General features: G+C 59.8%; 18 protein-coding genes. 7 read left to right on the top strand and 11 right to left on the bottom strand.

The window, feature by feature from the left end:
• Nucleotides 1–24: 24 nt before the first annotated feature.
• Nucleotides 25–1,242, bottom strand: coding sequence for a 5-aminolevulinate synthase (hemA, locus tag CFBP4996_RS11880; RefSeq protein ID WP_003521261.1), 1,218 nt, complete (start codon nucleotides 1,240–1,242; stop codon nucleotides 25–27).
• A gap of 370 nt (nucleotides 1,243–1,612) precedes the next feature.
• Between hemA and CFBP4996_RS11885 the strand changes: the two genes are divergently transcribed.
• The 5 genes from CFBP4996_RS11885 to CFBP4996_RS11905 all read left to right on the top strand — a co-directional run bounded on the left by CFBP4996_RS11885 (nucleotide 1,613) and on the right by CFBP4996_RS11905 (nucleotide 11,021).
• Nucleotides 1,613–1,864: a YMGG-like glycine zipper-containing protein gene (locus CFBP4996_RS11885; protein WP_003504940.1), complete on the top strand. Its 252-nt coding sequence runs from the start codon at nucleotides 1,613–1,615 to the stop codon at nucleotides 1,862–1,864.
• Between the two features lie 175 nt (nucleotides 1,865–2,039).
• Nucleotides 2,040–3,965, top strand: a complete 1,926-nt coding sequence (locus CFBP4996_RS11890) for an autotransporter assembly complex protein TamA (RefSeq protein ID WP_080853036.1) — start codon at nucleotides 2,040–2,042, stop codon at nucleotides 3,963–3,965.
• Between the two features lie 45 nt (nucleotides 3,966–4,010).
• Nucleotides 4,011–8,171 carry a translocation/assembly module TamB domain-containing protein gene (locus tag CFBP4996_RS11895; protein WP_080853035.1) on the top strand — a complete coding sequence of 1,387 codons (4,161 nt, stop codon included), beginning with the start codon at nucleotides 4,011–4,013 and terminating at the stop codon, nucleotides 8,169–8,171.
• Nucleotides 8,172–8,437: 266 nt separating this feature from the next.
• Complete coding sequence (locus CFBP4996_RS11900) at nucleotides 8,438–8,914, top strand: chemotaxis protein CheW (RefSeq protein ID WP_003504949.1); 477 nt, start codon at nucleotides 8,438–8,440, stop codon at nucleotides 8,912–8,914.
• 331 nt (nucleotides 8,915–9,245) lie between these two features.
• Nucleotides 9,246–11,021: a methyl-accepting chemotaxis protein gene (locus CFBP4996_RS11905; RefSeq protein ID WP_080853309.1), complete on the top strand. Its 1,776-nt coding sequence runs from the start codon at nucleotides 9,246–9,248 to the stop codon at nucleotides 11,019–11,021.
• Between the two features lie 45 nt (nucleotides 11,022–11,066).
• Here the strand turns inward: CFBP4996_RS11905 and fdhD are convergent, their stop codons facing one another.
• The 8 genes from fdhD to CFBP4996_RS11945 form a co-directional block, all read right to left on the bottom strand.
• A complete protein-coding gene (gene fdhD / locus CFBP4996_RS11910) occupies nucleotides 11,067–11,882 on the bottom strand; it encodes a formate dehydrogenase accessory sulfurtransferase FdhD (protein ID WP_080853034.1) in 816 nt (271 codons plus the stop codon).
• Between the two features lie 346 nt (nucleotides 11,883–12,228).
• Complete coding sequence (locus CFBP4996_RS11915; protein WP_003492358.1) at nucleotides 12,229–12,639, bottom strand: F0F1 ATP synthase subunit epsilon; 411 nt, start codon at nucleotides 12,637–12,639, stop codon at nucleotides 12,229–12,231.
• 130 nt (nucleotides 12,640–12,769) lie between these two features.
• Entirely contained in the window at nucleotides 12,770–14,224 is a 1,455-nt protein-coding gene (atpD, locus tag CFBP4996_RS11920; protein ID WP_003523533.1) for a F0F1 ATP synthase subunit beta, read from the bottom strand.
• Between the two features lie 23 nt (nucleotides 14,225–14,247).
• Nucleotides 14,248–15,126, bottom strand: a complete 879-nt coding sequence (locus CFBP4996_RS11925) for a F0F1 ATP synthase subunit gamma (protein WP_035263533.1) — start codon at nucleotides 15,124–15,126, stop codon at nucleotides 14,248–14,250.
• A 30-nt stretch (nucleotides 15,127–15,156) separates the two neighbouring features.
• Nucleotides 15,157–16,686, bottom strand: coding sequence for a F0F1 ATP synthase subunit alpha (gene atpA, locus CFBP4996_RS11930; RefSeq protein WP_004443771.1), 1,530 nt, complete (start codon nucleotides 16,684–16,686; stop codon nucleotides 15,157–15,159).
• Nucleotides 16,686–17,252: a F0F1 ATP synthase subunit delta gene (locus CFBP4996_RS11935; protein ID WP_170988551.1), complete on the bottom strand. Its 567-nt coding sequence runs from the start codon at nucleotides 17,250–17,252 to the stop codon at nucleotides 16,686–16,688. Before CFBP4996_RS11935 ends, atpA begins: the two co-directional genes overlap by 1 nt.
• Before the next feature lie 261 nt (nucleotides 17,253–17,513).
• On the bottom strand, nucleotides 17,514–17,900 hold the full coding sequence (locus tag CFBP4996_RS11940) for an AGROH133_08824 family phage infection protein (RefSeq protein ID WP_035221626.1): 387 nt from the start codon (nucleotides 17,898–17,900) through the stop codon (nucleotides 17,514–17,516).
• A gap of 80 nt (nucleotides 17,901–17,980) precedes the next feature.
• Nucleotides 17,981–20,197, bottom strand: a complete 2,217-nt coding sequence (locus CFBP4996_RS11945; protein WP_080853308.1) for a primosomal protein N' — start codon at nucleotides 20,195–20,197, stop codon at nucleotides 17,981–17,983.
• Nucleotides 20,198–20,318: 121 nt separating this feature from the next.
• On the opposite strand from CFBP4996_RS11945, the gene CFBP4996_RS11950 reads away from it, so the two are divergent.
• Together CFBP4996_RS11950 and CFBP4996_RS11955 are read left to right on the top strand one after the other, a co-directional pair.
• The gene (locus CFBP4996_RS11950; protein ID WP_080853033.1) at nucleotides 20,319–21,266 is read left to right on the top strand and encodes a tyrosine recombinase XerC; all 948 of its coding nucleotides are present in this window, start codon (nucleotides 20,319–20,321) and stop codon (nucleotides 21,264–21,266) included.
• Nucleotides 21,267–21,346: 80 nt separating this feature from the next.
• Nucleotides 21,347–22,444 (top strand): TraB/GumN family protein, encoded by a 1,098-nt coding sequence (locus CFBP4996_RS11955; protein WP_078052381.1) that lies wholly within the window; start codon nucleotides 21,347–21,349, stop codon nucleotides 22,442–22,444.
• On the opposite strand, the gene CFBP4996_RS11960 is transcribed toward CFBP4996_RS11955, so the two are convergent.
• Together CFBP4996_RS11960 and CFBP4996_RS11965 are read right to left on the bottom strand one after the other, a co-directional pair.
• Complete coding sequence (locus CFBP4996_RS11960) at nucleotides 22,428–22,916, bottom strand: DUF2867 domain-containing protein (protein WP_080853032.1); 489 nt, start codon at nucleotides 22,914–22,916, stop codon at nucleotides 22,428–22,430. The genes CFBP4996_RS11955 and CFBP4996_RS11960 overlap by 17 nt on opposite strands.
• A 79-nt stretch (nucleotides 22,917–22,995) precedes the next feature.
• Nucleotides 22,996–23,496 (bottom strand): cytochrome b, encoded by a 501-nt coding sequence (locus tag CFBP4996_RS11965; protein ID WP_078052379.1) that lies wholly within the window; start codon nucleotides 23,494–23,496, stop codon nucleotides 22,996–22,998.
• Nucleotides 23,497–23,544 lie beyond the last annotated feature (48 nt).

Raw genomic sequence — 23,544 nt, forward strand, 5'->3', positions numbered from 1 at the left:
TCTTCTCTTATCTAAACTGCGGTCTCACGCCACCGCGCGCGCCAGCGCACAATGCGACCAGAGCTGGTGCAGCGCGCCGACCAGATGCTCGATATCGGCATCGCTGTGCAGCGGCGTCGGCGTAATGCGCAGGCGCTCGGTCTTGCGCGGCACGGTCGGATAGTTGATCGGCTGCACATAGACACCGTGATTGTCGAGCAGGATATCCGAAATCCATTTGCACTTGGCGGCATCGCCCACCATGACAGGCACGATGTGGCTTGGGTTGTCCATATGCGGAATACCACGCGCATCGAGAAGGCCGCGCAGCTTGCGCACCCGGTCCTGATGGCGGGCGCGCTCGAAGGGGCTTGCCTTCAGATGCTGGATCGACGCAATCGCGCCGGCGGCAAGCGACGGCGGCAGGGCCGTCGTGAAGATGAAACCGGAAGCGAAGGAGCGGATGAAGTCGCAAACCGCCGTGGAGCCGGTGATGTAGCCACCCATGACGCCGAAGGCCTTGCCGAGCGTTCCCTCGATGATCGTCAGGCGATCCATCAGGCCTTCGCGCTCAGCAATGCCGCCGCCGCGCGGTCCATACATGCCAACGGCATGAACTTCGTCGAGATAGGTCATGGCGCCATAACGGTCGGCCAGATCGCAGATTTCCTTGATCGGAGCGATATCGCCATCCATCGAATAGACGGATTCGAAGGCGATCAGCTTCGGAGCATTCGGATCCGCCGCCTTGAGCTTGGCTTCGAGGTCTTCGAGATCGTTGTGCTTCCAGATCACCCGCTCGCAGCGGCCGTAACGGATGCCTTCGATCATCGATGCATGGTTGAGCGCATCCGAGAAAATGATCAGGCCCGGAATTTTCTGACCGAGCGTGCCGAGGGTGGCCCAGTTGGAGACATAACCCGAGGTAAAAATCAGCGCCGATTCCTTGCCGTGGAGATCGGCAAGTTCGCGCTCGAGCAGGACGTGATAGTGGTTGGTGCCAGAAATATTCCGGGTGCCTCCCGCACCCGCGCCACAGTGATCGATGGCGGCCTTCATGGCTTCGATGACTTTCGGGTTCTGGCCCATGCCGAGATAGTCGTTGGAGCACCAGACGGTCACATCCTTGCGCTCGCCATTGGCGTTATACCGTGTCGCACGGGGGAAATTGCCCTGCTGGCGCTCGATATCCGCAAAAACGCGATAGCGTCCCTCAGAATGCAGGCTTTGCAGTTCCGTCGTGAAAAATGCCTCGAAGTCCATGCCATGCTCCAGAATTGACCAGATCGTTTTCTGCCTCGACACCGGGACCGTCAACCCTTGCGGGTCACATTAACCGCGTCTGCGTCAATTCGCCGTTGTTTTGAACCATTCCAATAAACCGTTTATAGAAGCTGATGGAAAGTACAAAATTGATTCACATCAAAAAACCCGGATTTTTGGAACCTTTTTTACGCCGCGCCGTTGTTTGGGACGCAATCGATTTACGCTCGGAGGAATGCCGAAAGAGGAGGCTTCCCTAAACGACATCGAATTGTTAGTTATCTGTGGCGGTCGGAGGTAGCAGTCGCCGCAGATAAATATGGGACGCCTACCGAGCCGAAGAGCTCATTGTAACGTTGGAGAGAGTTTCATGAAAAAGGCAATCATATTTGCGCTCGTCGGCCTGTCGCTTGCAAGCTGCACGCAGACTGAAAAGGGAGCTTCCATCGGCGCCGTTTCCGGTGCTGTTATTGGTGGAGCTATCACGGGCAACGTTCGTGGCGCGGCAGTGGGTGCGGCAATCGGCGGCGTCGGCGGTGCCCTCATCGGCAATGCTTCCGAGCCGGGCTATTGCTATTATCGCGACCAGTACGGTCAGCGTTACACGGCACGTTGCCGCTAATCGCTTCGCGAGATACCGTTGCACAGAAGCCCCGGTCACCCGGGGCTTTTTGCGTTTTGGGCGGCAAAACACCAGTCGAAGGGTCCTCAAAGCCGTTTATTTATGATTAAATTGCAATGTTAACGGACAGGAAACGGGTTAGGGCGACAATAAAGGCTCAACCATAAAGCAGCTTATGCGAAGAACACGAACTAACCCGAAGACAGGTATTGCGTATCGGAAAGCTGGCACCGCGCTTGCGGTTGCTGTGACGTTCGCCCTGTATCCGGCGTTTACCCGTGACGCCTTTGCCTTCAAACTGTTCGGCATGCGCCTCTGGGGTTCGGAAGAGCCGGAGGTCGAGGTTATCAACCCCGTTAAATACGCCGTCACGCTCGATGCCGCGGACGCCGATAAATCCCTGAAAGACAGCCTGGAAAACAGTTCGCTTCTTCTTGCCGACAAGGACAAGCCGGCCTCCGGTGATCTTGGCCTTCTGATAAAGGCAAGAGACGACCGGGACAGGCTGATCGCGGCGCTTTATGAAAACGCCCGCTATGGCGGCATCGTCAGGGTCACCGTCGCCGGCAAGGATGTGGATAGCCTGCCGCCCAATCCGGTGTTCGATCATTCCGCTCCGGTGCCCGTGGTCATTACGGTTACGCCCGGCCCGGTCTTCAAACTTGGAAATGTCAGGCTTGAAGGCGATGTCACCGGCCGCAACCTTGAGGAATATGGTCTGACGACCGGCGGCGACGCCGGTTCTCTCGCCATCATCCGCGCCGGCAACAAGCTGATCGATGATCTGAAGGCCGAAGGCCGTCCGCTTGCGAAGCTGACGAAACGCGAGGCAGTCGCCAACCACGCGACAAGCACGGTGGACATTACCATGGCGGCCGAAGGCGGTCCCGTGGCGCCCCTCGGCACGGTGACCGTCACGGGTGAAAAAACCGTCGATGGCGATTTTATCCGCCGTTATTCGCGCCTCAATGGCGGAGAGCCCTATTCGCCGGAAAAACTGCGCAAGGCCGCCGACAGGCTGCGGCAGCTGGGCGTCTTTTCCAGCCTGACCATCAAGGAAGCGGGAACGCTGGCGCGCGACGGCACAATTCCGCTTACCATCGAGGTTTCGGAAGGCAAGCACCGCTATTTCGGCGTCGGCGCGCAATATTCCACCACGGAAGGTATCGGTCTTCAGGGTTATTGGGGCCACAGAAACCTGTTCGGGCAGGCCGAATCGCTGCGTATCGAAGGTTCGGTTTCGCGCATCGCCGAAGCATCGAGCGTCGAAGGCATGGATTATTCGGCGGGTATCACTTTCACCAAGCCCGGCATGTTCAATCCGCGCACCACCTTCAAGACCAGCCTGATTGCCAAGACCGAACACCCCGATACATACGACGCCAAGACCGTGACGGGAACCGCCGGTTTCGCCTACGAGCTCAACGATACCGATACAGCCGCAGCCGGCCTCGAGGTGCAATGGGCCGATACGGAAGACGCGTTCGGCAAGAACGAATATCTCACCACCTCCATCCCACTGGAATTCGTTCGTGATACACGCGACGACAAGCTGAACCCGACCGAAGGCTTTCGCGCCTCGGTGGCCGCCAAGCCGAGCTATGAAGCACTGAACGGCACCTTCTTTTCCTCTTTCGAAGGCTCCATTTCGGGCTACAAGGGACTTGGCGCCGAGGACCGGCTGATCATGGCCGGAAAGCTTTCCGGCGGTGTGCTGGTCGGCGGCAGCGATCTGCAGGACATACCCACCACCAGGCGCTTTTATGCCGGCGGCGGCGGATCGGTGCGCGGCTACAGCTATCAGGAAATATCGCCCTACAATGCCGCCGGCGACGCGACGGGCGGCCGCTCCTATGTCGTCGGCTCCATTGAGGCCCGCATCAAGGTCACCGATACGATCGGCATCGTCCCCTTCATCGATGCGGGTGTGGTTTCGGAAGACGTGACACCCGATTTTTCCGATATCCGGGCTGGCGCCGGTATCGGCCTGCGTTACGCAACGCCCTTCGGGCCTCTGCGTCTCGATGTCGCCATGCCGCTCGACAAATACGATGGCGGCAACAGTTTCGGCATTTATGCTGGCATCGGTCAGTCTTTTTAAACGCCGCAGTCGAACACCCTTGCAACAGAGTGTAGATTACCCTTTATGAAAACGTTGATTCGATTGCTGAAATGGCTGGGCTACGCTGCATTGTGCGGCGTCGTGCTGGTGTTGCTTGCGGTTCTGTTCGTCGGTTTTACCCCGATGGGCGCAAGAATTGCCGCAAAGCAGATTTCATCGCTCGTTTCCACGCCCGATCAGGTAATCGAGATTTCGCCCCCGAGCGGCCTTTTGACCGGCCGCCTGCGGCTCGACAATGTCACGCTTTCAGACCGGCAGGGGCCCTATGCCCGCGTGAACCAGATCGCCGTCGACTGGTCGCCGCTCTCGCTGCTTGCCGGCACCTTCCATGCCGACCGGGTCTCGGCCGGATCGATCGATGTCGAGCGCAAACCGCTTGCCCCGGAGCAGACATCGACCAAGAGCTCCGGCAATTCCTCGCTGCCGATCGAAATCGCCGTCGACAAGTTCAGCTTTCCCGATATCAGCCTTGGCCAATCGCTTCTCGGCCGTCCCTTCGACCTGAACGCGGAAGGCAACCTGACGGCTGCCCAGGACGATATGCGGCTATCGCTCACCGCCCATCGACTCAATGCGCCGGATGCGGAGGTTAATGCCGACATAGCCTTCCTTCCGAATGAGAATGTCCTGAAGCTGAAAGCGGAGATGAAGGAGCCAGAGGGCGGTCTTCTCGCCACGCTGCTTTCTCTTCCGGGAACACCTGCGGTGGCGATAGACCTCAACGGCGAAGGCCCGCTTTCCAACTGGACGGGCACGCTGCGTGGCAATGTCGCCGGCAACCCTGTCGTCAATGTCACCGGCCGCCACCTTCTTGCAGATGATGGCACCCGCCGTATCGAAATTGCAGGCGGTGGCCAGCCCGATCTGCTTCTGCCTCCGGCCTTCCGTCAGCTTTTTGCTGGCGAGACAAAGCTCGACGCAAATGCAACCCTTTCGCCGCAGGGCCGCATCGAAATCGGCAGCAGCACGCTGGAGACCGGCACCCTGCTGTTGACGGCGTCAGGCACGGTCGATCCGAACGGTCAGAACGATCTCGCCGCCAATCTCATCGGCACCGCCGGCCCCGTGGATTTTCGCTGGCCGCTGGAGAATGGCGAGGTTCAGGCCCTCATCAACGGCCTCGATCTTTCCCTCAAGGGCGGTGCAGACGCCGCGCATCTCAACACGACGGTATCGTTGCGCAGCCTTTCCCTGCCGCAAGGCAGGCTCGATGACGTCAAGCTGACGGCCGAGAGCGCCGATCTCAACATCGCCAACCGCAGCGGCACGATCGCGACAGTGCTGTCCGTGGCGCAATCCTCCTTCGTCAGCCCCGATATCGACCGGCTGGTGCGGGCGCCCCTCACCGTCAAGGCGCCGCTCAGCCTCACTTCGTCCGCCATCGGCTTCGACGGCGCAACGCTGGAAAGCGCCAGTGTCGGTGGGACGTTGAACGGCAGTTTCGATCTCAGCGGCAATCGCCTGACCTCCAGCGTGCAGCTCTTCGCGCTGCCCGCCACCCTTCCACCGGCTCTCGCGGAAAAATTCGACACCACCATCGCCCTCCAGGGCGATATCGACGTGACCATCGGCGGACGCACCAGCCTTGAAAACCTCGTCGTCAAGTCGGGAACCATCGAAGCAACCGGCAATGTCGGCCTCGAAAACGATGCATTGAGCGCCAGCCTGACGGGTAAATTTCCCGCTCTTGAAAAACTGACGCCACAGGCGAAGGGCGTCGCCGATTTTGCAATCGAGGCCAGCGGCGCGCTGGCAGCACCGGATTTCAACGTCACCCTGAGTTCCGAAAGCGCAATCCTTGCCGGACGAACACTCGAATCGCTGAAGGTCAATGCAACGGGCAAGGCCGATCCCGCCGCGCCTCAGGCAAAGCTCACCGCCAGCGGCAGCCTCGACCGACAGAAGATCGACGCCAATGCCGATGTGGTGCAGACCGAAAACGGCACGGCCATCCCCGAGCTGCACGTGGCCGTAGGCCGGAATATCTTGAACGGCCAGCTGCAATTCTCGCAGCAATTCCTGCCATCGGGCAATCTCTCCTTCAATTTCCCCGACCTTGCCCTGCTCGCCGCCCTCGCCGCGCAGCAGGCGGATGGCGATATTGCCGGCGATATCGCCCTGAGCAACGCCAATGGCCGGATTGCCGCGACGATCAAGGCCAATGGCGGCAGCATCCGCCAGGGCACGACAACGATCTCCAAACTCGCCGCCGATATTTCCATCGACGATCTTCAGGCTCTCGCCATCAATGGCAAGGTCAGCGCCGATAGCGTCAATGCCGGCGCCGCCGCGATATCGGGCCTGAATGCCACCATCGGCCATTCCGGTACGACGACGCAGTTCGACGTCAATGGCCGTTACGACAATGCGCCGCTGGTGGTAAAGGGCAGCGCTGAGACCGGCGGATCACCGATGACAGTGCGCGTCGACGCCTTTTCCGCCGCTCCCAAGGGCATTGCGGTTCGCCTTGAAAAACCGAGCACCATCGCCATCCAGAACGGCACGGCCCGCATCTCCGATCTGACCATCATCACGGGTGAAGGACGCGTCGAGGTCAACGGCAGCGCCGGGTCGACGCTCGACATCAATGCCGATATCCGTTCGCTGCCCGCCAGTCTCGCAAATGCCTTCGCCACCGGACTGGATGCGGCAGGCAGCATCTCCGGCACGGTGAGCGCCAAGGGTGCGGCATCGAACCCCGCGGTCGATTACAATCTGAACTGGACCAATGCCGAGGTCGCGCAGACACGTGCGGCGGGCCTTGCCGCGCTCGGCATCAAGGCGAACGGCCGTTTTGCCGGTGGCACCTTGCAGATCGACACCAATGTATCCGGCCAGGGCGGCATGTCGCTTTCCGGCGGCGGCTCGCTCGGCATCGCCGGCAATCGTCCGCTTTCGATGGCGTTTTCCGGCAGGCTGCCCTTCTCCGCCGTCGCGGCGCAAACCGCAGCGCAGGGCCTCGATGTGGACGGCACCGCCGCCATCGATGTGAAGATTTCCGGCAGCGCTTCCGCACCTGTCGTTACCGGCAGCATCACCACCGATGGTACGCGCCTGACCGATGTGCGCCGGAACCTGACCATCAACGATCTGGGCGCCACCATCACCTTCGACCGCGACCGTGCCGTCATTTCGCGACTGACGGGCAAGCTGGCGGGCGGCGGAACGATCTCGGGAACCGGCAGCGTCGGCATAGCCGGTGGTTCGGGTTTCCCCGCCGATATATCGATCACCCTTAATCGCGCGGGTTATAATGACGGCACGCTGGTGACGACAGTGGTAAGCGGCACGCTGACGCTGAAAGGCCCGCTGCTGAATTCCCCCGTGCTGGGCGGCAACCTGACGCTGGACAGAAGCGCCATCACCATTCCGGAAAAGCTTCCGGCCTCGCTGACGGAGATCGATGTCAAGCACAAGAACGCCCCGCCGAAGGTGCGCGCGCAGGCCAAGGCGCTCGGGGCTGATCAGGGCGGCAGCGGCAGTTCGTCCACCATCAATCTCGATCTGCAGGTGAACGCACCGAGCGGCATCTTCGTGCGCGGGCGCGGCATCGATGCGGAACTCACGGGCAATCTGACGATCCGTGGCACGGCAGCCGTTCCCGTCATTTCCGGCGGCTTCGAAATGCGCCGTGGCCGGCTCGAAATCCTCACTCGCCGCCTCGATTTCACCACCGGCAATATCAGTTTCGGTGGCGGCCTCGTTCCGGTCCTCGATATGAAGGCCGACTCGACGGTCGGTTCGACGACCATCACCGTGGCCGTTTCCGGCAACGCCAACGATCCGACCTTTGCTTTCTCCTCCGCGCCCGCCCTGCCGCAGGATGAGGTGATGGCGCAGCTGATCTTCGGCCAATCCATGTCGAAACTCTCGGCTCTGCAGATCGCAAGGCTGGCCGATGCCGCCGCCCAGTTGGCCGGCGGGCGTTCCACCTCGCTGTTCGACAAGCTCAGAAGCAATCTCGGCGTCGACGATCTCGATATTTCGACAGATTCCGAAGGGCAGGCCCGTGTTTCCGCCGGTAAATATCTGAACGAAAGAACCTATCTCGAGCTGCAGCAAAGCGGCGAATCCGGCGCAAAAGCCATCATCAACCTCGATGTCGGACGGGGCGTGAAGCTACGCGGGGAAGCGGGCGGCGATGGCGAAGGCGCAGCCGGCATATTTTACGAGAAAGAATATTAGCATTTCGAGTAAAAGTGCGTGGCGGTTTTTACGTCCGGACAATGCGTAAAATCAAAGAGAGTATTTTCGCGTTTCGAAGAAAAGCGAAAATACTCCAGCGCCGCTTCGCATTTAGGTTTGCGAAACCATCTGATGATACAAATCATCCATTGAAGACGGAAATATTGTTTCCGGCTGTTCAGGCACCAGGCAGAACGCCAAATCCGCATATGCAAGTGTCGGTGCACTTGCGCCGGCCTCCACAGCGAGCATTGGGAAGAATTCTGATGGCAATGATTAACTCTACCAATTTTGGCGGTGAGACGCTCGAAATCATCGCGTTCCGTCTGCATGATCAGGAATTCTGCGTGAAGACGACGACCATCCGCGAAATTCGCGGCTGGGCGCCTTCGACGCCCATTCCCCACGCGCCGAAAGACGTCATCGGCGTCATGAACCTGCGCGGCTCTGTTATTCCAATCATCGATCTGGCTCACAAGCTCGGCATGAAGAGCACCGTTGCCAATGAGAGAAGCGCCATCGTGGTGGCGGAAGTGCACAACATGGTCATCGGCATGCTCGTCGACCGCGTTTCCGACATTCTGACGATCCCGGCAAATCAGGTTCAGCCGGTTCCGGAAATCTCGGCCTCCTTCGACAAGTCCTATTCGGAAGGCATTATCGCTAACGAACATGGCATGATCTGCTTCCTTAACCTTGCGAAAATGTTCAAGGGAACCGAAGCGGAAGATCTCGCGGCCTAATCAGGCCTTTTTTGTCAGGCCACGCCACACGAAGACTATCGATCAATCCAGACCGCCGGTGCACCTGCCCGGCGGTTTTGTTTTTCCTCTTTACCTCGTCTTATTAAATAAGAACATTTTAATATTATGGATATCTAATATTAAAGGCCATGGAACAGTATCGCGCCGGCACGAATATCACGCTGGCCCGATACCTGACCGAGGCGGAGAGACGGAAGTGCCTGCATTGCTGCCTTCGGCGGCAAACCTGTTCGTTGTTCAACATGATACGACGCGGACCGCATATCCTGTGCGGCTCGCCGCGCCGTGGGCCGTTTTTGGGGGACGTATAATGCTGGGGTTAGGGAAAAGCGCAGATAACAGAAATATGCTCGATGCGATATCGAGATCGCAGGCGGTCATAGAATTCGATCTCAAGGGCAATATCCTCACCGCGAATAAAAATTTCTGCACGGCGCTGGGGTACGATCTCACCGAGATCGTCGGCAAGCACCATCGTATCTTCTGCGATAGCGAGCTTGCCGGGTCGCGGGCCTATCAGGAATTCTGGGAGTCTCTCGCCCGTGGCGAATTCCAGGCCAGGGAATATCGCCGTATTCGCAAGGACGGCTCGGTTATCTGGATCGAGGCCTCTTACAACCCGGTTTTCCGTTCCGGCAAACCCTATAAGGTCGTGAAGATCGCCACCGACATCACCGCCAAGAAAATCAGGGCCGTGGACGATGCGGGCAAGCTGGAGGCGCTCTCCCGTTCGCAGGCCACAATCGAATTTTTCCCGGACGGCACCATCATTACCGCCAACCCGAATTTTTGCGCCACGGTGAATTACGACCTCAAAGAAATCGAGGGCAGGCATCACCGCATGTTCTGCGATCCGGCCTATGCCGCCTCGCCCGCCTATGGCAATTTCTGGCCGCGACTGGCGGCAGGGGAATTCATCTCGGATGAATTCGTCCGCTATGGAAAGAACGGCAAGGAAATATGGATCCAGGCCGCCTATAATCCGGTGCTGGACGAAGCCGGCAAGGTGGTCAAAGTGGTGAAATTCGCCACCGATGTCACGCCGCGCATGAGCGCCATCAGTGTGCTTGCCGATGCCCTGCGGGCGCTGGCCGAAGGTGATCTTGTGCAGCGCCTCGACAACAGCTTCGTGCCCAGCATGGAAAAGCTGCGCGCGGACTTCAACGAAGTCGTCGCCAAGCTGCAGGCCACCATGCAGACCATCGCCCACAATGCCTCGACAATCGCCTCGGGCTCCGGTGAAATCCGCATCGCCGCCGATCAGCTTTCGCAGCGCACCGAACAGCAGGCCGCCTCGCTGGAAGAGACCGCAGCCGCGCTGGAGGAAATCACCACCACCGTTACCGATGCCAGCCAGCGCGCCGGCGAGGCCGGAAAGCTGGTATTGCGAACGAGAGAACATGCCGAACATTCCGGCGATATTGTCCAGCAGGCAATTTCCGCCATGGATGCGATTTCCCGGTCCTCGGGTGAAATCACCAACATTATCGGCGTCATTGACGACATCGCCTTCCAGACCAATCTTCTGGCTCTGAATGCGGGTGTCGAAGCCGCCCGGGCTGGCGACGCTGGCAAGGGTTTCGCCGTTGTGGCGCAGGAGGTCCGCGAACTCGCACAACGGTCCGCCGTTGCGGCCAAGGAAATTAAATCCCTCATCAACACCTCCCGCGAGCAGGTCGCCAACGGTGTGGATCTGGTGGGCAGAACCGGCGGCGCGCTCCGGGATATCCAGTCGCAGATGAGCGAGATCGACACCAATGTCTCGGCTATCGTTGAAGCCTCACGCGAACAGGCGAATGGCCTCAGCGAAATCAATCAGGCGGTCAACGTCATGGATCAGGCCACCCAGAAAAACGCCGCCATGGTGGAGGAAACCACCGCCGCCAGCCACGGCCTCGCCACGGAAGCGGAAAATCTGCACGAATTGCTGCGGCAGTTCAGAATATCGCATGAGGCACCGGCATCGCCCGCCCGCCCGGCCGACAAAAAACCGGCCGTCGTCACTAGGCTCCCCACGCCGCAACCGCGATATGCCGCCGCGCCAAGGTCTCATGGAAACGCAGCCGCCGAATGGGCGGAATTCTAGGCCCGCTCTGAAACCAAGGGCCGCCGGGAAACGGCGGCCTCAATGTTATAGAATGATACGATCCGCCCGGGTGAAGATTTCAAAATCTTCACCCCGCACCAGCGCCACAAGTGTGACACCCGAACTCTCGGCCGTTTCGATGGCGAGCGCAGTGGGCGCGGAGATCGCCGCCAGAATGGGGCTGCCAAGAATGGCCGTCTTCTGGACCATTTCCACCGACAGTCGGCTGGTGACCACCACAATACCCTTATCGGGCGATAGGTCCGCATTGACAACCGCACCTGCGAGCTTGTCGAGCGCATTGTGGCGGCCAACATCTTCGCGGACAGCAAGCAGCCCTTTTTGAGGATTGTAGAAACCCGCGCCGTGAACTGCCCGCGTTTCGCGATTGAGGCTTTGCGCTTCACTCAGCGCTTTCACCGCAGCAACGATATCATCGCCGTCAACGCAGACTTCCACGCCGCTCAACTCCGGTACCACGCGGACCGCCTGTTCTATGGATTCGATGCCACAAAGACCGCAGCCGACGGGGCCTGCCATATGCCGCCGTCTTGCCCTCAGCGCATCCGCATTGGCATCCTGCAAATCCACCTGAACATCGAAGCCCTGCCCGGCCTCGATCACCTCGATGGAACGGATTTCCGCCCTTGTGGATATGATGCCTTCCGTAAGACTGAAACCGACCGCGAAATCGACAAGATCAGCGGGGCTGGCCATCATCACGGCATGGGTGCTGCCGCCATAGGAAAAGGCAACCGGCACCTCCTCGGGCACCGCCCTCTCGCCCTTCACTATGGCCCCTTCGCGCAAAGCGGTTCTTGCGACCCTTCGGTAACTTGCCTTTGCCGACACGCCGATCACTCCTCCATGACGAAAATCCGCTTCGTCTCTCTCACGATCTCAAAGCAGCATTTCTTCCCGGTATCACATCTAACCGAAAGCCCTAAAAATCGGAATCGGTTTCCCGGGTGCACCCGTTGAAGGCACTCCTTGCCTTACCCATTTTCCGCACGTCCATCACTGATGCAATCCCGCCAACGCCATTCGGAATCTCAGATTAGGCCAGGTGACGGGTTTCTATGCGAAAGCAGCCATGCTTCGCCTGATATGGGGAGGCAACAGCCCAAAACAAAAAAGCGACCGAAGCGGCCGCTTTCTGCTTTAGGTTTTTTGTGGGCAGTCATTCTTTCGAACCCGCCCGGTGCTTTCAAGCAGCGACGAGAACCTCATGCAGGTTCGTCAGTTCATAAAGGTGCTTTTCAAGCTTGGTCAGATGTTCGTGATGATGATTGCCCTCTTCGATTTCGGCCTTGGCCGCATCGATACGCTTCTGCAGCGTGTCGGGGGACATGTCATCGGCCGAAACGGCGGATTCGGCGAGAAGCGTGCAGCCGGTCGGCAGAATATCGGCAAAACCACCGAAGACGACATATTTATGCGTCTCGCCGGAAGCGAACTTCACCGTTACCAGACCCGGCTTGATCGTGGTCATCGTCGGCGCATGATTGGCCAGAACGGTCATCTCACCCAGCGTAGCCGGGATGACGACTTCCGTAACCGTTTCGGAAACGAGCAGACGCTCCGGGGAAACGAGATCGAATTTGAAACTGTCAGCCATGGCTATTCACTTCTTTTCAATTACGCGGGCGTCACGGACTTGTCTTTTACAACGCAGGCGAAAGCCGTTCCGGTTCGCCACCATTGTCGGCAGGGCGCGCGGCTAGAGCCACGCGCCCGCCAATTCATGATCAGGCAGCCTCGGCAGCCAGCTTCTTTGCCTTTTCGATGGCTTCTTCCATCGAACCGACCATGTAGAAAGCAGCTTCCGGCAGGTTGTCATATTCGCCGTTGACCAGGCCCTTGAAGCCCTTGATCGTGTCTTCGAGAGCGACCAGCTTGCCCGGCGAACCGGTGAAGACTTCAGCAACGAAGAACGGCTGCGACAGGAAACGCTCGATCTTGCGGGCGCGGGCAACCGTCAGCTTGTCTTCTTCCGACAGTTCGTCCATGCCGAGGATGGCGATGATGTCCTGGAGAGCCTTGTAGCGCTGCAGGGTCGACTGAACCTTACGAGCCACTTCATAGTGCTCTTCGCCGACGATCATCGGGTCAAGCATACGCGAGGTGGAGTCGAGCGGGTCAACAGCCGGGTAGATACCCTTTTCAGCGATCGAACGCGACAGAACCGTCGTTGCGTCAAGATGCGCGAACGAAGTTGCGGGAGCCGGGTCGGTCAAGTCGTCGGCGGGAACGTAAATGGCCTGAACCGAGGTGATCGAACCCTTGGTCGTGGTGGTGATGCGTTCCTGCATCTGGCCCATGTCCGTTGCGAGCGTCGGCTGGTAGCCCACGGCCGAAGGAATACGGCCGAGCAGAGCCGACACTTCCGAACCAGCCTGCGTGAAGCGGAAGATGTTGTCCACGAAGAACAGAACATCCTGGCCTTCGTCACGGAAGTTTTCAGCGATCGTCAGACCGGTCAGAGCGACGCGGGCGCGAGCGCCCGGCGGTTCGTTCATCTGGCCGTAAACGAGTGCTGCCTTGGAGCCTTCGCCACCGCCGAGCTTGTTGACGTTCGACTCGATCATTTCGTGATAGAGGTCGTTACCTTCGCGGGTACGCTCACCAACACCGGCGAATACCGAGTAACCGCCGTGCGCCTTGGCGACGTTGTTGATGAGTTCCATGATGAGAACGGTCTTGCCAACGCCGGCGCCGCCGAACAGGCCGATCTTACCGCCCTTGGCGTAAGGAGCCAGAAGGTCGACGACCTTGATGCCGGTGACGAGGATCTGCGCTTCGGTCGACTGCTCGACGTAAGACGGTGCATCCTGGTGGATGGCGCGCTTCTTGGCCGTGGTGATCGGACCGGCTTCGTCAACCGGCTCGCCGATGACGTTCATGATACGGCCGAGCGTTTCGGGACCGACCGGAACTTCGATCGGCGCACCCGTGTTGACAACGCCCTGACCGCGAACCAGACCTTCGGTCGAGTCCATGGCGATCGTGCGAACGACGTTTTCGCCGAGATGCTGTGCGACTTCCAGAACGAGGCGGTTGCCATTGTTCTCGGTTTCGAGCGCGTTCAGGATCGGAGGCAGTTCGCCTTCGAACGCCACGTCGACAACAGCGCCGATAACCTGGGTAACCTTGCCCGCGCCGTTCACCGCTGCGGTTTTCTTGGGGGTAGCTGCCTTAGCCATTATCCTTACCCTCTTTCCTTACCTCAGAGCGCTTCCGCGCCCGAAATGATTTCAATGAGTTCCTTGGTGATCTGAGCCTGACGCTGACGGTTGTAGGATAGCGTCAGCTTGTTGATCATCTCACCGGCATTGCGCGTTGCATTGTCCATCGCGCTCATCTTGGCGCCCATTTCACCGGCAACGTTTTCGAGCAGAGCCCGGAAAACCTGCACCGAAATGTTGCGCGGAATAAGGTCTTCCAGAATAGAAGCCGCATCCGGCTCATATTCGTAGACGGCGTTCTGCGTCGCGGCATCCTCTTCCACAACAGGCGTTGCGGCCGGAATGAGCTGCAGGCCGGTCGGGATCTGGCTGATGACGGACTTGAATTCCGAATAGATCAGCGTGCAGACATCGAACTCACCGGCGTTGAAGAGCGAGATCACCTTCTTGGCGATCTGGTCGGCATTTTCGAAACCGACCTTCTTCACGTCGCGCAGTTCAATGCGCTCGATGATGTTGGCTGCAAATTCGCGGCGAAGGCTGTCGTAACCCTTCTTGCCAACCGTGATGATCTTGACCGTCTTGCCTTCCGAAATCAGCTTGCGGGCGTGATCGCGGGCAAAACGGGAAATCTGCGAGTTGAAACCGCCGCAAAGGCCACGTTCAGCCGTGCAGACGACGAGCAAATGCACGTCGTCCTTGCCGGTGCCGGTCATCAGCGCCGGAGCAACGTCCGCCTCGACCGCCTTGGCGATGTTGGCGAGAACGGCGCTCATGCGCTGAGAATAAGGCCGGGCGGCCTCCGCAGCTTCCTGGGCGCGCCGAAGCTTCGCCGCGGCGACCATTTTCATCGCCTTGGTAATCTTCTGCGTCGCCTTTACGGAGGCAATGCGGTTTTTCAGATCCTTTAGTGAAGGCATCCGTTATCCGTCCGAGTAAAAGAGCCCTGATTACGAGAAAGACTTGGCGAAGCTATCAAGAGCGCCCTTGAGCTTGCCCTTGGTATCGTCGCTGATAGCCTTTTCCGTGCGGATGGTGTCGAGGATCGCCTTGCCTTCCGAGCGGAGGTAGGAAAGCAGACCCTGCTCGAACTTGCCGACCTGCGCGACCGGAACCTTGTCGAGGTAACCGTTGACACCGGCGAAGATCACCGCGACCTGTTCTTCCGTCTTGAGCGGAGAGAACTGCGGCTGCTTCAGAAGCTCGGTCAGGCGGGCGCCGCGGTTGAGCAGGCGCTGCGTGGAAGCGTCGAGGTCCGAACCGAACTGGGCGAAGGCAGCCATTTCGCGATACTGGGCAAGTTCACCCTTGATCGAACCGGCAACCTGCTTCATCGCCTTGATCTGAGCGGCGGAGCCAACGCGCGAAACCGACAGACCGACGTTAACGGCCGGACGAATGCCCTGATAGAACAGGTCGGTTTCAAGGAAGATCTGGCCGTCGGTGATCGAGATCACGTTGGTCGGAATAAAGGCCGAAACGTCGTTACCCTGGGTTTCGATGACCGGCAGAGCCGTCAGCGAACCAGCGCCCATTTCGTCGGAGAGCTTTGCAGCGCGCTCGAGAAGACGGGAGTGGAGGTAGAAAACGTCGCCCGGATAAGCTTCGCGGCCCGGCGGGCGGCGCAGCAGAAGCGACATCTGACGATAGGCAACGGCCTGCTTGGAAAGGTCATCGTAGCCGATGAGAGCGTGCTTGCCGTTGTCACGGAAGTACTCGCCCATGGCGCAACCGGCAAACGGAGCGAGGTACTGCATCGGAGCCGGATCGGAAGCGGTAGCAGCAACGATGATCGAGTACTGCAGCGCGCCGCGCTCTTCCAGAACCTTCACGAACTGGGCGACGGTCGAACGCTTCTGACCGATAGCGACGTAGACGCAATAAAGCTTGTCGCCATCCGGGCCATTGTCGTGAATGGCCTTCTGGTTCAGGATCGTGTCGAGAATGATTGCGGTCTTGCCGGTCTGGCGGTCGCCGATGACGAGCTCGCGCTGGCCGCGGCCAACCGGGATGAGCGCATCGATGGCCTTGAGGCCGGTCGACATCGGCTCATGAACCGACTTGCGCGGAATGATGCCGGGAGCCTTGACGTCAACGCGCGAACGCTTGGCGGCATTGATCGGGCCCTTGCCGTCGATCGGGTTGCCAAGCGCGTCAACGACGCGGCCGAGCAGTTCCGGACCGACCGGAACGTCAACGATAGCGCCAGTCCGCTTTACGGTGTCGCCTTCCTTGATGTCACGGTCCGAACCGAAGATAACCACACCGACGTTGTCGGCTTCGAGGTTGAGCGCCATGCCGCGAATGCCGCCGGGAAACTCGACCATTTCGCCGGCCTGAACATTGTCGAGGCCATAGACGCGGGCGATACCGTCACCGACGGAAAGCACCTGACCGACTTCCGAGACTTCCGCCTCGTTGCCGAAATTTTTGATTTGATCTTTCAGAATTGCGGAAATTTCCGCGGCGCGGATATCCATCAGCCAACCTCTTTCAGTGCAAGCTTAAGGGTGGAAAGTTTGGTGCGAAGAGACGTATCGATCTGGCGAGAGCCGACCTTGACGATCAGGCCGCCGAGGATCGACGGATCGACGGTAACGGAAACCGCCACATCCTTGCCGGTAACGCTCTTCAGCGCCGCCTTCAGTTCAGTTTCCTGCGCCTCGTCGAGCGCATGTGCCGAGGTAACCTCGGCGGTGATTTCGCCGCGGTGGGCGGCGGCAATGGTGCGGTAGGCGCGGATCATGCCGGGAACGGCAAAGAGACGGCGATTATTCGCAACGACCTTGAGGAAATTGAGAGCGAGACCGGCAATGCCGGCCTTTTCGCAGATTGCGGTGATTGCCTTGAACTGATCCTCGGCGGAAAACACCGGGCTCGCAACCAGACGCTTCAAATCGTCGCTTTCGTCGAGAAGTGCGCCGAACTTATCCAGATCGGCCTGAACCGCTTCGACCGCACCCGCTTCCAAAGCAAGCTCGAAAAGCGACGACGCATACCTTTCCGCTACACCGGATGTTCCATGGGAGGTGTCTGCCACGGGCACTTTTTCCCTGCTAATCGTCCAAGATTATCAACGGTGGCGATCCACCGCATCAAATTCTTGAAATCGTTTCAATTTCCCCGAAAAAGACCGGAATTCCCCCCTGCCTTTTCCCAATTTCGCGGTCCGTCTAGCATAGGACGCCGGGACTCGCAACACGCGTAATAGCGGAAAGCGCCGTTTGGGCAAGGGGGAATGCGTTTAAATTTTCCTATTTCGCTCAGGATGCGGGTCTGGTGCGGCACAAAAGCCAAAAAGCCCGGCTTAGACCAGTCCGAAGACATAGCTCAACGACAATGCGGCCAGGACAAAATGCACAACCATGAGTAAGCAATTCCGCATGGTTGCGCCTCCATCTGACAGAATGGAGAGGATGCCGCCGAACACGCTGAGAGAAAAGGCCGCACCGAAAGCAAGATAGACCATGGGCTGCGCCAGAAGCAGCGCGGCCGCGCCGAGACCGAGATAAAACCCGGCAAGCGACGAGCGCACCAGCGCATAACCATCCCTGCTCTCGCCAGCCGGCTGCAGGCCGAAGGCGCGAAGGGTAATGCCGGGTGCAAACATGAAAAACAGACCGATCGCGGCCGATATCACCGCGGCTCCAAAGGCCAGTTGCTCGCCGAATTCGGCCGGAAAATAAAACTCCATCTCGTTCCCCAAATCGTTCTTTTCGCCTGCTGCGTTATGACACGGCCATGACAGCGGGAAAACGCCTTCATTGACAATGTTCAGAGGAAACTTTGCGGATCGATATCCAGCTGAACATGGACGCTGCCCCGCTCCTTCGGGCCATTGGCGAGAAGCGTCCGGAGAAAGGACTGCATGTCGGAATTGCGCCGCCCGTGCACCAGCAACCGGAAACGATGACGGCCGCGGATGAGTGCCAGCGGCGCTTCCGCCGGGCCGAGCAGCATGATGCCCGTCACCTGCGGTGCCGCCGCCCTCAAGCCCCGCGCATGGGTTTCGGCCTCCCCGCGCGTATCGGCGGAGACAATAACCGAGGCAAGACGCCCAAAGGGCGGCAGGACGGCTTTTTCCCGCTCGACGATCTCCCTTTCGTAAAAGGCCGAGGCATCACCTGAAACGATCGCCTGCATGACGGGATGCTGCGGCTGGTAGGTCTGCAACAGGCCATGGCTCTTCAACCCCGTGCGCCCTGCGCGCCCCGTCACCTGCGACAATAGCTGAAACGTTCGCTCCGCTGCACGCGGATCACCATTGGCAAGGCCGAGATCGGCATCGACGATGCCCACAAGTGTCATCAGCGGAAAATTATGTCCCTTGGCGACGAGCTGCGTGCCGATAACGATATCGGCCTCGCCCTTGACGATCGCCTCCAGCTCCAACCGCAGGCGTTTGACGCCCATGAGATCGGAGGAGAGCACGATGGTGCGGGCTTCCGGGAAATGTTTCTCCACCTCCTCGGCGATGCGCTCCACACCCGGCCCGCAGGCCACCAGATGATCGAAGGTGCCGCATTCCGGGCAATGATCGGGCGTCGGTTCGCTGTGGCCGCACTGGTGGCACTGCAATTGATTGCGGAACCGGTGCTCCACCAGCCAGCTGGAACATTGCGGGCACTGAAAACGGTGGCCGCAAACCCGGCAGAGCGTCAGCGGCGCATAACCGCGACGATTGAGGAAGAGCAGCGCCTGCTCGCCTTTCTCGATGGTCTTGCCGATGCCGCGCAGCAGGACGGGTGACAGAAACCCTCCCCTCTCTGGCGGATGACGGCGCATATCGACAAGGTGCAGATCGGGCATCGCCGCATCGCCGAAACGCGTGTGCAGATGAATGGTGTTATAACGCCCCGAACTGCCGTTGACCTGGCTTTCGACCGATGGCGTGGCCGACACCAGCACGACAGGAAACTCGGCGATCCGCGCTCTCACCACCGCCATGTCGCGGGCATTATAATAGACGCGGTCTTCCTGCTTATAGGCCGGGTCGTGCTCTTCATCGACGATGATCAGACCGAGATTGTCGAAAGGCAGAAAAAGTGCGGAGCGTGCGCCGGCCACCACCTTCACCTCGCCCGTCACCGCCTGCCGCCAGACTTTTTCGCGCATGCGCGGCGACAGGTCCGAATGCCATTCCGCCGGTTTCGCACCGAAACGGTCCTGAAAACGTTCAAGGAAGGCCGCCGTCAGCGCAATTTCGGGCAGCAGGATGAGAACCTGCTTGCCCTGCCGGAGCGTCTCCGCCACTGCCTCGAAATAGACCTCGGTCTTGCCCGAGCCGGTCACGCCATCGATCAGCGAGACATGAAACCCGCCCTTGCGCACATCTTCAAGGATTTCCGAAGCGGCCTGTTTCTGCGGGCCTTCCAGACGCGGCTCGACATAATCAGGATCGGGTTCGGCCACGACAGGCGGCGCCGGCAGAAACACCGTCTCGAATACGCCCTGCTTGACGAGACCGTCGATAACGCTGGTCGAAACGCCGGCGGCATGGGCAAGCCCGCTCTTCGTCCAGCCATGCCCTTCAGCCGCCAGTTCCATCACCCGCTCTCGGGCGGGGGTAAGGCGCTCCGGCCGGCCTTCGGTCAGCCGCAGCCCCTCGATCATCGGCTCGGGATCGAAGGCGGCAGGTGCTCTGAGCGCCATGCGGGCCACGAGGCCGGGCGGAGACAGCGTATAGGCGGCGACCCAGTCGACGAAGCGGCGCATTTCCGCCTTCAGCGGCGGGCACTCGAAACTTTTGGTGATGGGCCGCAGCTTCTTCGGATCGACGCCCTTCTCGCCCGCATCGTCCCACACCACGCCGAAGACCTGTCGGGGGCCGAGCGGCACCTGCACGACGGAACCCGTCTCCACCACCATATCCTCGGGCACCGAGTAGCTGTAGGGCCCGGGCGCCGGCATAGGCACGAGAACGGGCACCGTGCGCGTAGGCGACGGCGGGTCGAACAGAGCCCCAAACAGATCAGACGAATCTTTTGCCATGATGTGGCGACCATGCCCCGGCGACAGGAAAAAGGAAACCGCCCGGATGTAGTGGGCGCGCCTTGCAAAGTCCACCTCTTAACCAAATGCTGACCATAAGCGCATAGTTTCGAAGCATGGAATGGAGCGCCACGTGACCGAAATCCTGACATTTGCCCAAGCCGATCTTCTTGCCGAGCGCCAGTCCTGGCTCGCCGCCCTCGCAGGCGAACGCCGGCTTTCGGACAATACCGTCGAGGCTTATGAGCGCGATACCAGGCAATTTCTGACATTCCTGACCGGCTATATCGGCAAACCGGCCTCCATCACCGATATTGCCGATCTGCGCCCGGTGGATCTTCGCGCGTTTCTGGCCAACCGGCGCAAGGAAGGTGCCGGCGCACGTTCGCTGGGCAGGCATCTGGCAGGCCTGCGCTCCCTGCTCCATCACCTGCAGAAAAAAGGTCTGGTGAATGCCGCAGGCGCCACCGCCATGCGCGCGCCAAAACAGCCGAAATCGCTACCGAAACCGTTGACCGACCGGCAGGCGCTGAAAATCACCACGACTGAAGCGCAATTGAACGACGAACCATGGATCGCCGCGCGCAATGCCGCAGTCCTTTCCCTGCTTTATGGCTGCGGCCTTCGCATTTCCGAGGCGCTCGGTCTGACCCCGGCCGATTTCCCGCCCGGCGCCCGCAGCCTGCGCATTACCGGCAAAGGCAACAAGACGCGGATTGTGCCCCTGCTGGCGGTGGTGACGGAAGCTGTCGATACCTACAGGAAGCTTTGCCCCTATGCCCTGTCGGCGGATGAGCCCATGTTCCTCGGCGCACGCGGCGGCAAGCTGCAGCCCGCCATCATCCAGAGGGAAATGCAGAAACTGCGCGGCGCTTTCGGCCTGCCGGAAAACGCCACGCCGCATGCGCTGCGCCACTCCTTCGCCACGCACCTTCTCGCCGGCGGCGGCGACCTGCGCACGATTCAGGAACTGCTCGGCCATGCGAGCCTCTCCACCACACAGGTCTATACCGGGGTCGACACCGCGAGACTGCTGGAAATCTACGACAACGCCCATCCGCGCGCATGAAGCAGGAAATGGTTAACCATAATCATTAACCAGACATCCAAGCCGCCGTTCTATAAGCGAACGATAACCGGATTGGACCGATGCACAGCCTGATAAAACCGCAAAACCTCACCGCCACCCTGATGGGCAAGACCGGCGACGCCCTGCTGTGGCTGCTTGCCGCCCTGCATGTCACCGCCGTCGCAATCCTGCTCATGACCTTGCTTTCGCTGGGGCAAGCGGAAGCCGCGCAGCAGCAGATCACCTGCACCGGCAGCGACATTCTCGTGGAAATGCGCAAGACCGATCCGCAGGCCTTCGCAAAGATCGAACAGGAAGCGGCCGCGATCCCGAACGGCAAGGGCAATTTCTGGCGCATCGAAAAGGCGGGAACGCCCACGTCCTATCTTCTCGGCACCATGCATGTGACCGATCCACGTGTTCTGGAAATGCCTGCCGCCGCCAGCCCCGCCTTCGAAAAAGCCGCGACGGTGATCGTGGAATCGGACGAAATCGTCGATGACAAGAAGGTCGCGGCCTCGCTGCTGAGCAAGCCCGAACTCACCATGTTTCTGGATGGCAAATCGATCACCGACATCCTGTCGCCGGAAAATGTCGCGCGTCTGGAAAAGGGCCTCAAGGAACGCGGCATTCCGCTGAACGCCGTTTCGCGCATGAAGCCGTGGATGCTTTCGAGCTTCGTCGCCCTTCCTGCCTGTGAATTCGCCCGCAAGGCCACCGGCCTCTCCTTTCTGGACAAGAAGCTGGCCGAAGATGCCATCGCGGACGGAAAACACCTTGTCGGGCTGGAGACCATGGTGGAGCAGCTGACGGCCATGTCCGAGCTGCCGATGGAATTTCATCTTCAGGCGCTGATCGAAACGCTCGAACTGGGCGACCGCATGGATGACATCATGACAACCATGACCGATCTTTACGTCGCCGGCGATATCGGCATGACCATGCCCATGCTGAAAAGCCTGGACCCCAAGAAGGCGGCAGCCGAAAGCGAACAGGGCTACGCCGCCTTCGAGCAGCGCATCATCACCGACCGCAACCACGTCATGGCGGAACGGGCAGCCCCCGAGCTTGCCAGGGGCAATGTCTTCATGGCCGTCGGCGCACTGCATTTGCCGGGCGAGGAAGGCCTTGTCGAATTGCTGCGCGCGGAAGGCTTCACCCTCACGCGGGTCGATTGACCCGCTCACTCCCGATGCTGACGGACCGGACATTCGCGCAGAACGGCCGCATCGTCGCCGGCACGATGCGGCGGTGAAACGGTCCGACGACAAGAAGATAAAGCCGCCCGAACAGGTTCTTGCGCCTGACGATGGTGGTGACACTCACCAGCTGGCGGTTTTCCTTCTCTTCGAGATCGACGACGATCCGGAAATCGAGATGGCGGTCGTCAAAGCCGAGCACAGTCCGCTGTGGCGTGGAGGACAGGACGGGAAAACCACCCGCCGATGTGCCAGCCACCATTTCGACCGTTCTTAAACCGAAAAGCGCCACCACGCGGTTTCGAAGCGCCATAAGGCTGCGGATCCACGCCGGAGGATGATCGAGAAGGAGCCTGCTCACATCGAGTGAGGACGGCTCCGGCGTCACCATCTCTCCCTGATAGCGATCCCGCCAGTCGGCGCCCGGCAATATGTCTTCGAAATCCTGCATTCCTGAACCCCGGCCGCACGATGCGGCGAGGGTCACCTTCCTCTTTTTCCGAGAAACCGGAAACGCGACAAACCGCCGCTTAGCCGTGCGTCATACGCTTCAGGACATTGGTGCGCCAGTAGAACTGGTGAACCAGAACGGCGACGACGTGACCGGCGATCAACACCCACATCAGCGCCTTGAAGGGACCGGAATGCAACTGCCCGGCCGGCTGGGCACCGAAGTAATAAGCGGCAATACCGGACAGGGGCAGGACGAGGAACAGGGCATAAAAGGTGAAATGCGCCACCTTCGCCGCAATCTGAAACGGCCGCGGTTCTTCGGCGGGATGCGGCGGCACGCCCTGGAAGAAGCGTAGACAGAGCCGCAGCACCGCAAGCAACAGAATGGTGAAGCCGACATAGGCGTGAATATTGGCCGAAGATACCTGTTCCGGCGTCAGTGTTTCGCCCCGCCGCATCAGCCGGTAGGCATGTTCCATGCCATCGGGAAACAACAGGTTGAAGAAGATCAGAAGCGCCATCGCCCAATGAATGATGCGCTGCGGAACGGTGAAGGAAACTTGACTTGGAAACGCCATTTTATTGCCTTTTATCAAAAGGTTAGACAGGCTGTGGCGCGAGTATGG

It is taken from the genome of Agrobacterium leguminum (assembly GCF_005144435.2).
GTDB classification, from domain to species: Bacteria; Pseudomonadota; Alphaproteobacteria; order Rhizobiales; family Rhizobiaceae; genus Agrobacterium; species Agrobacterium leguminum.

Excerpts from the sequence above, each read along its gene's own strand:
- CFBP4996_RS11900 (WP_003504949.1), top strand. The coding sequence starts at position 8,438 with ATGGCAATGATTAACTCTACCAATTTTGGCGGTGAGACGCTCGAAATC.
- CFBP4996_RS11915 (WP_003492358.1), bottom strand. The coding sequence starts at position 12,639 with ATGGCTGACAGTTTCAAATTCGATCTCGTTTCCCCGGAGCGTCTGCTC.
- atpA (WP_004443771.1), bottom strand. The coding sequence starts at position 16,686 with ATGGATATCCGCGCCGCGGAAATTTCCGCAATTCTGAAAGATCAAATC.
- CFBP4996_RS11885 (WP_003504940.1), top strand. The coding sequence starts at position 1,613 with ATGAAAAAGGCAATCATATTTGCGCTCGTCGGCCTGTCGCTTGCAAGC.
- CFBP4996_RS11925 (WP_035263533.1), bottom strand. The coding sequence starts at position 15,126 with ATGCCTTCACTAAAGGATCTGAAAAACCGCATTGCCTCCGTAAAGGCG.
- CFBP4996_RS11945 (WP_080853308.1), bottom strand. The coding sequence starts at position 20,197 with ATGGCAAAAGATTCGTCTGATCTGTTTGGGGCTCTGTTCGACCCGCCG.
- CFBP4996_RS11905 (WP_080853309.1), top strand. The coding sequence starts at position 9,246 with ATGCTGGGGTTAGGGAAAAGCGCAGATAACAGAAATATGCTCGATGCG.
- hemA (WP_003521261.1), bottom strand. The coding sequence starts at position 1,242 with ATGGACTTCGAGGCATTTTTCACGACGGAACTGCAAAGCCTGCATTCT.
- CFBP4996_RS11890 (WP_080853036.1), top strand. The coding sequence starts at position 2,040 with ATGCGAAGAACACGAACTAACCCGAAGACAGGTATTGCGTATCGGAAA.
- CFBP4996_RS11965 (WP_078052379.1), bottom strand. The coding sequence starts at position 23,496 with ATGGCGTTTCCAAGTCAAGTTTCCTTCACCGTTCCGCAGCGCATCATT.
- CFBP4996_RS11950 (WP_080853033.1), top strand. The coding sequence starts at position 20,319 with ATGGAGCGCCACGTGACCGAAATCCTGACATTTGCCCAAGCCGATCTT.
- CFBP4996_RS11895 (WP_080853035.1), top strand. The coding sequence starts at position 4,011 with ATGAAAACGTTGATTCGATTGCTGAAATGGCTGGGCTACGCTGCATTG.
- CFBP4996_RS11960 (WP_080853032.1), bottom strand. The coding sequence starts at position 22,916 with ATGCAGGATTTCGAAGACATATTGCCGGGCGCCGACTGGCGGGATCGC.
- CFBP4996_RS11940 (WP_035221626.1), bottom strand. The coding sequence starts at position 17,900 with ATGGAGTTTTATTTTCCGGCCGAATTCGGCGAGCAACTGGCCTTTGGA.
- atpD (WP_003523533.1), bottom strand. The coding sequence starts at position 14,224 with ATGGCTAAGGCAGCTACCCCCAAGAAAACCGCAGCGGTGAACGGCGCG.
- CFBP4996_RS11955 (WP_078052381.1), top strand. The coding sequence starts at position 21,347 with ATGCACAGCCTGATAAAACCGCAAAACCTCACCGCCACCCTGATGGGC.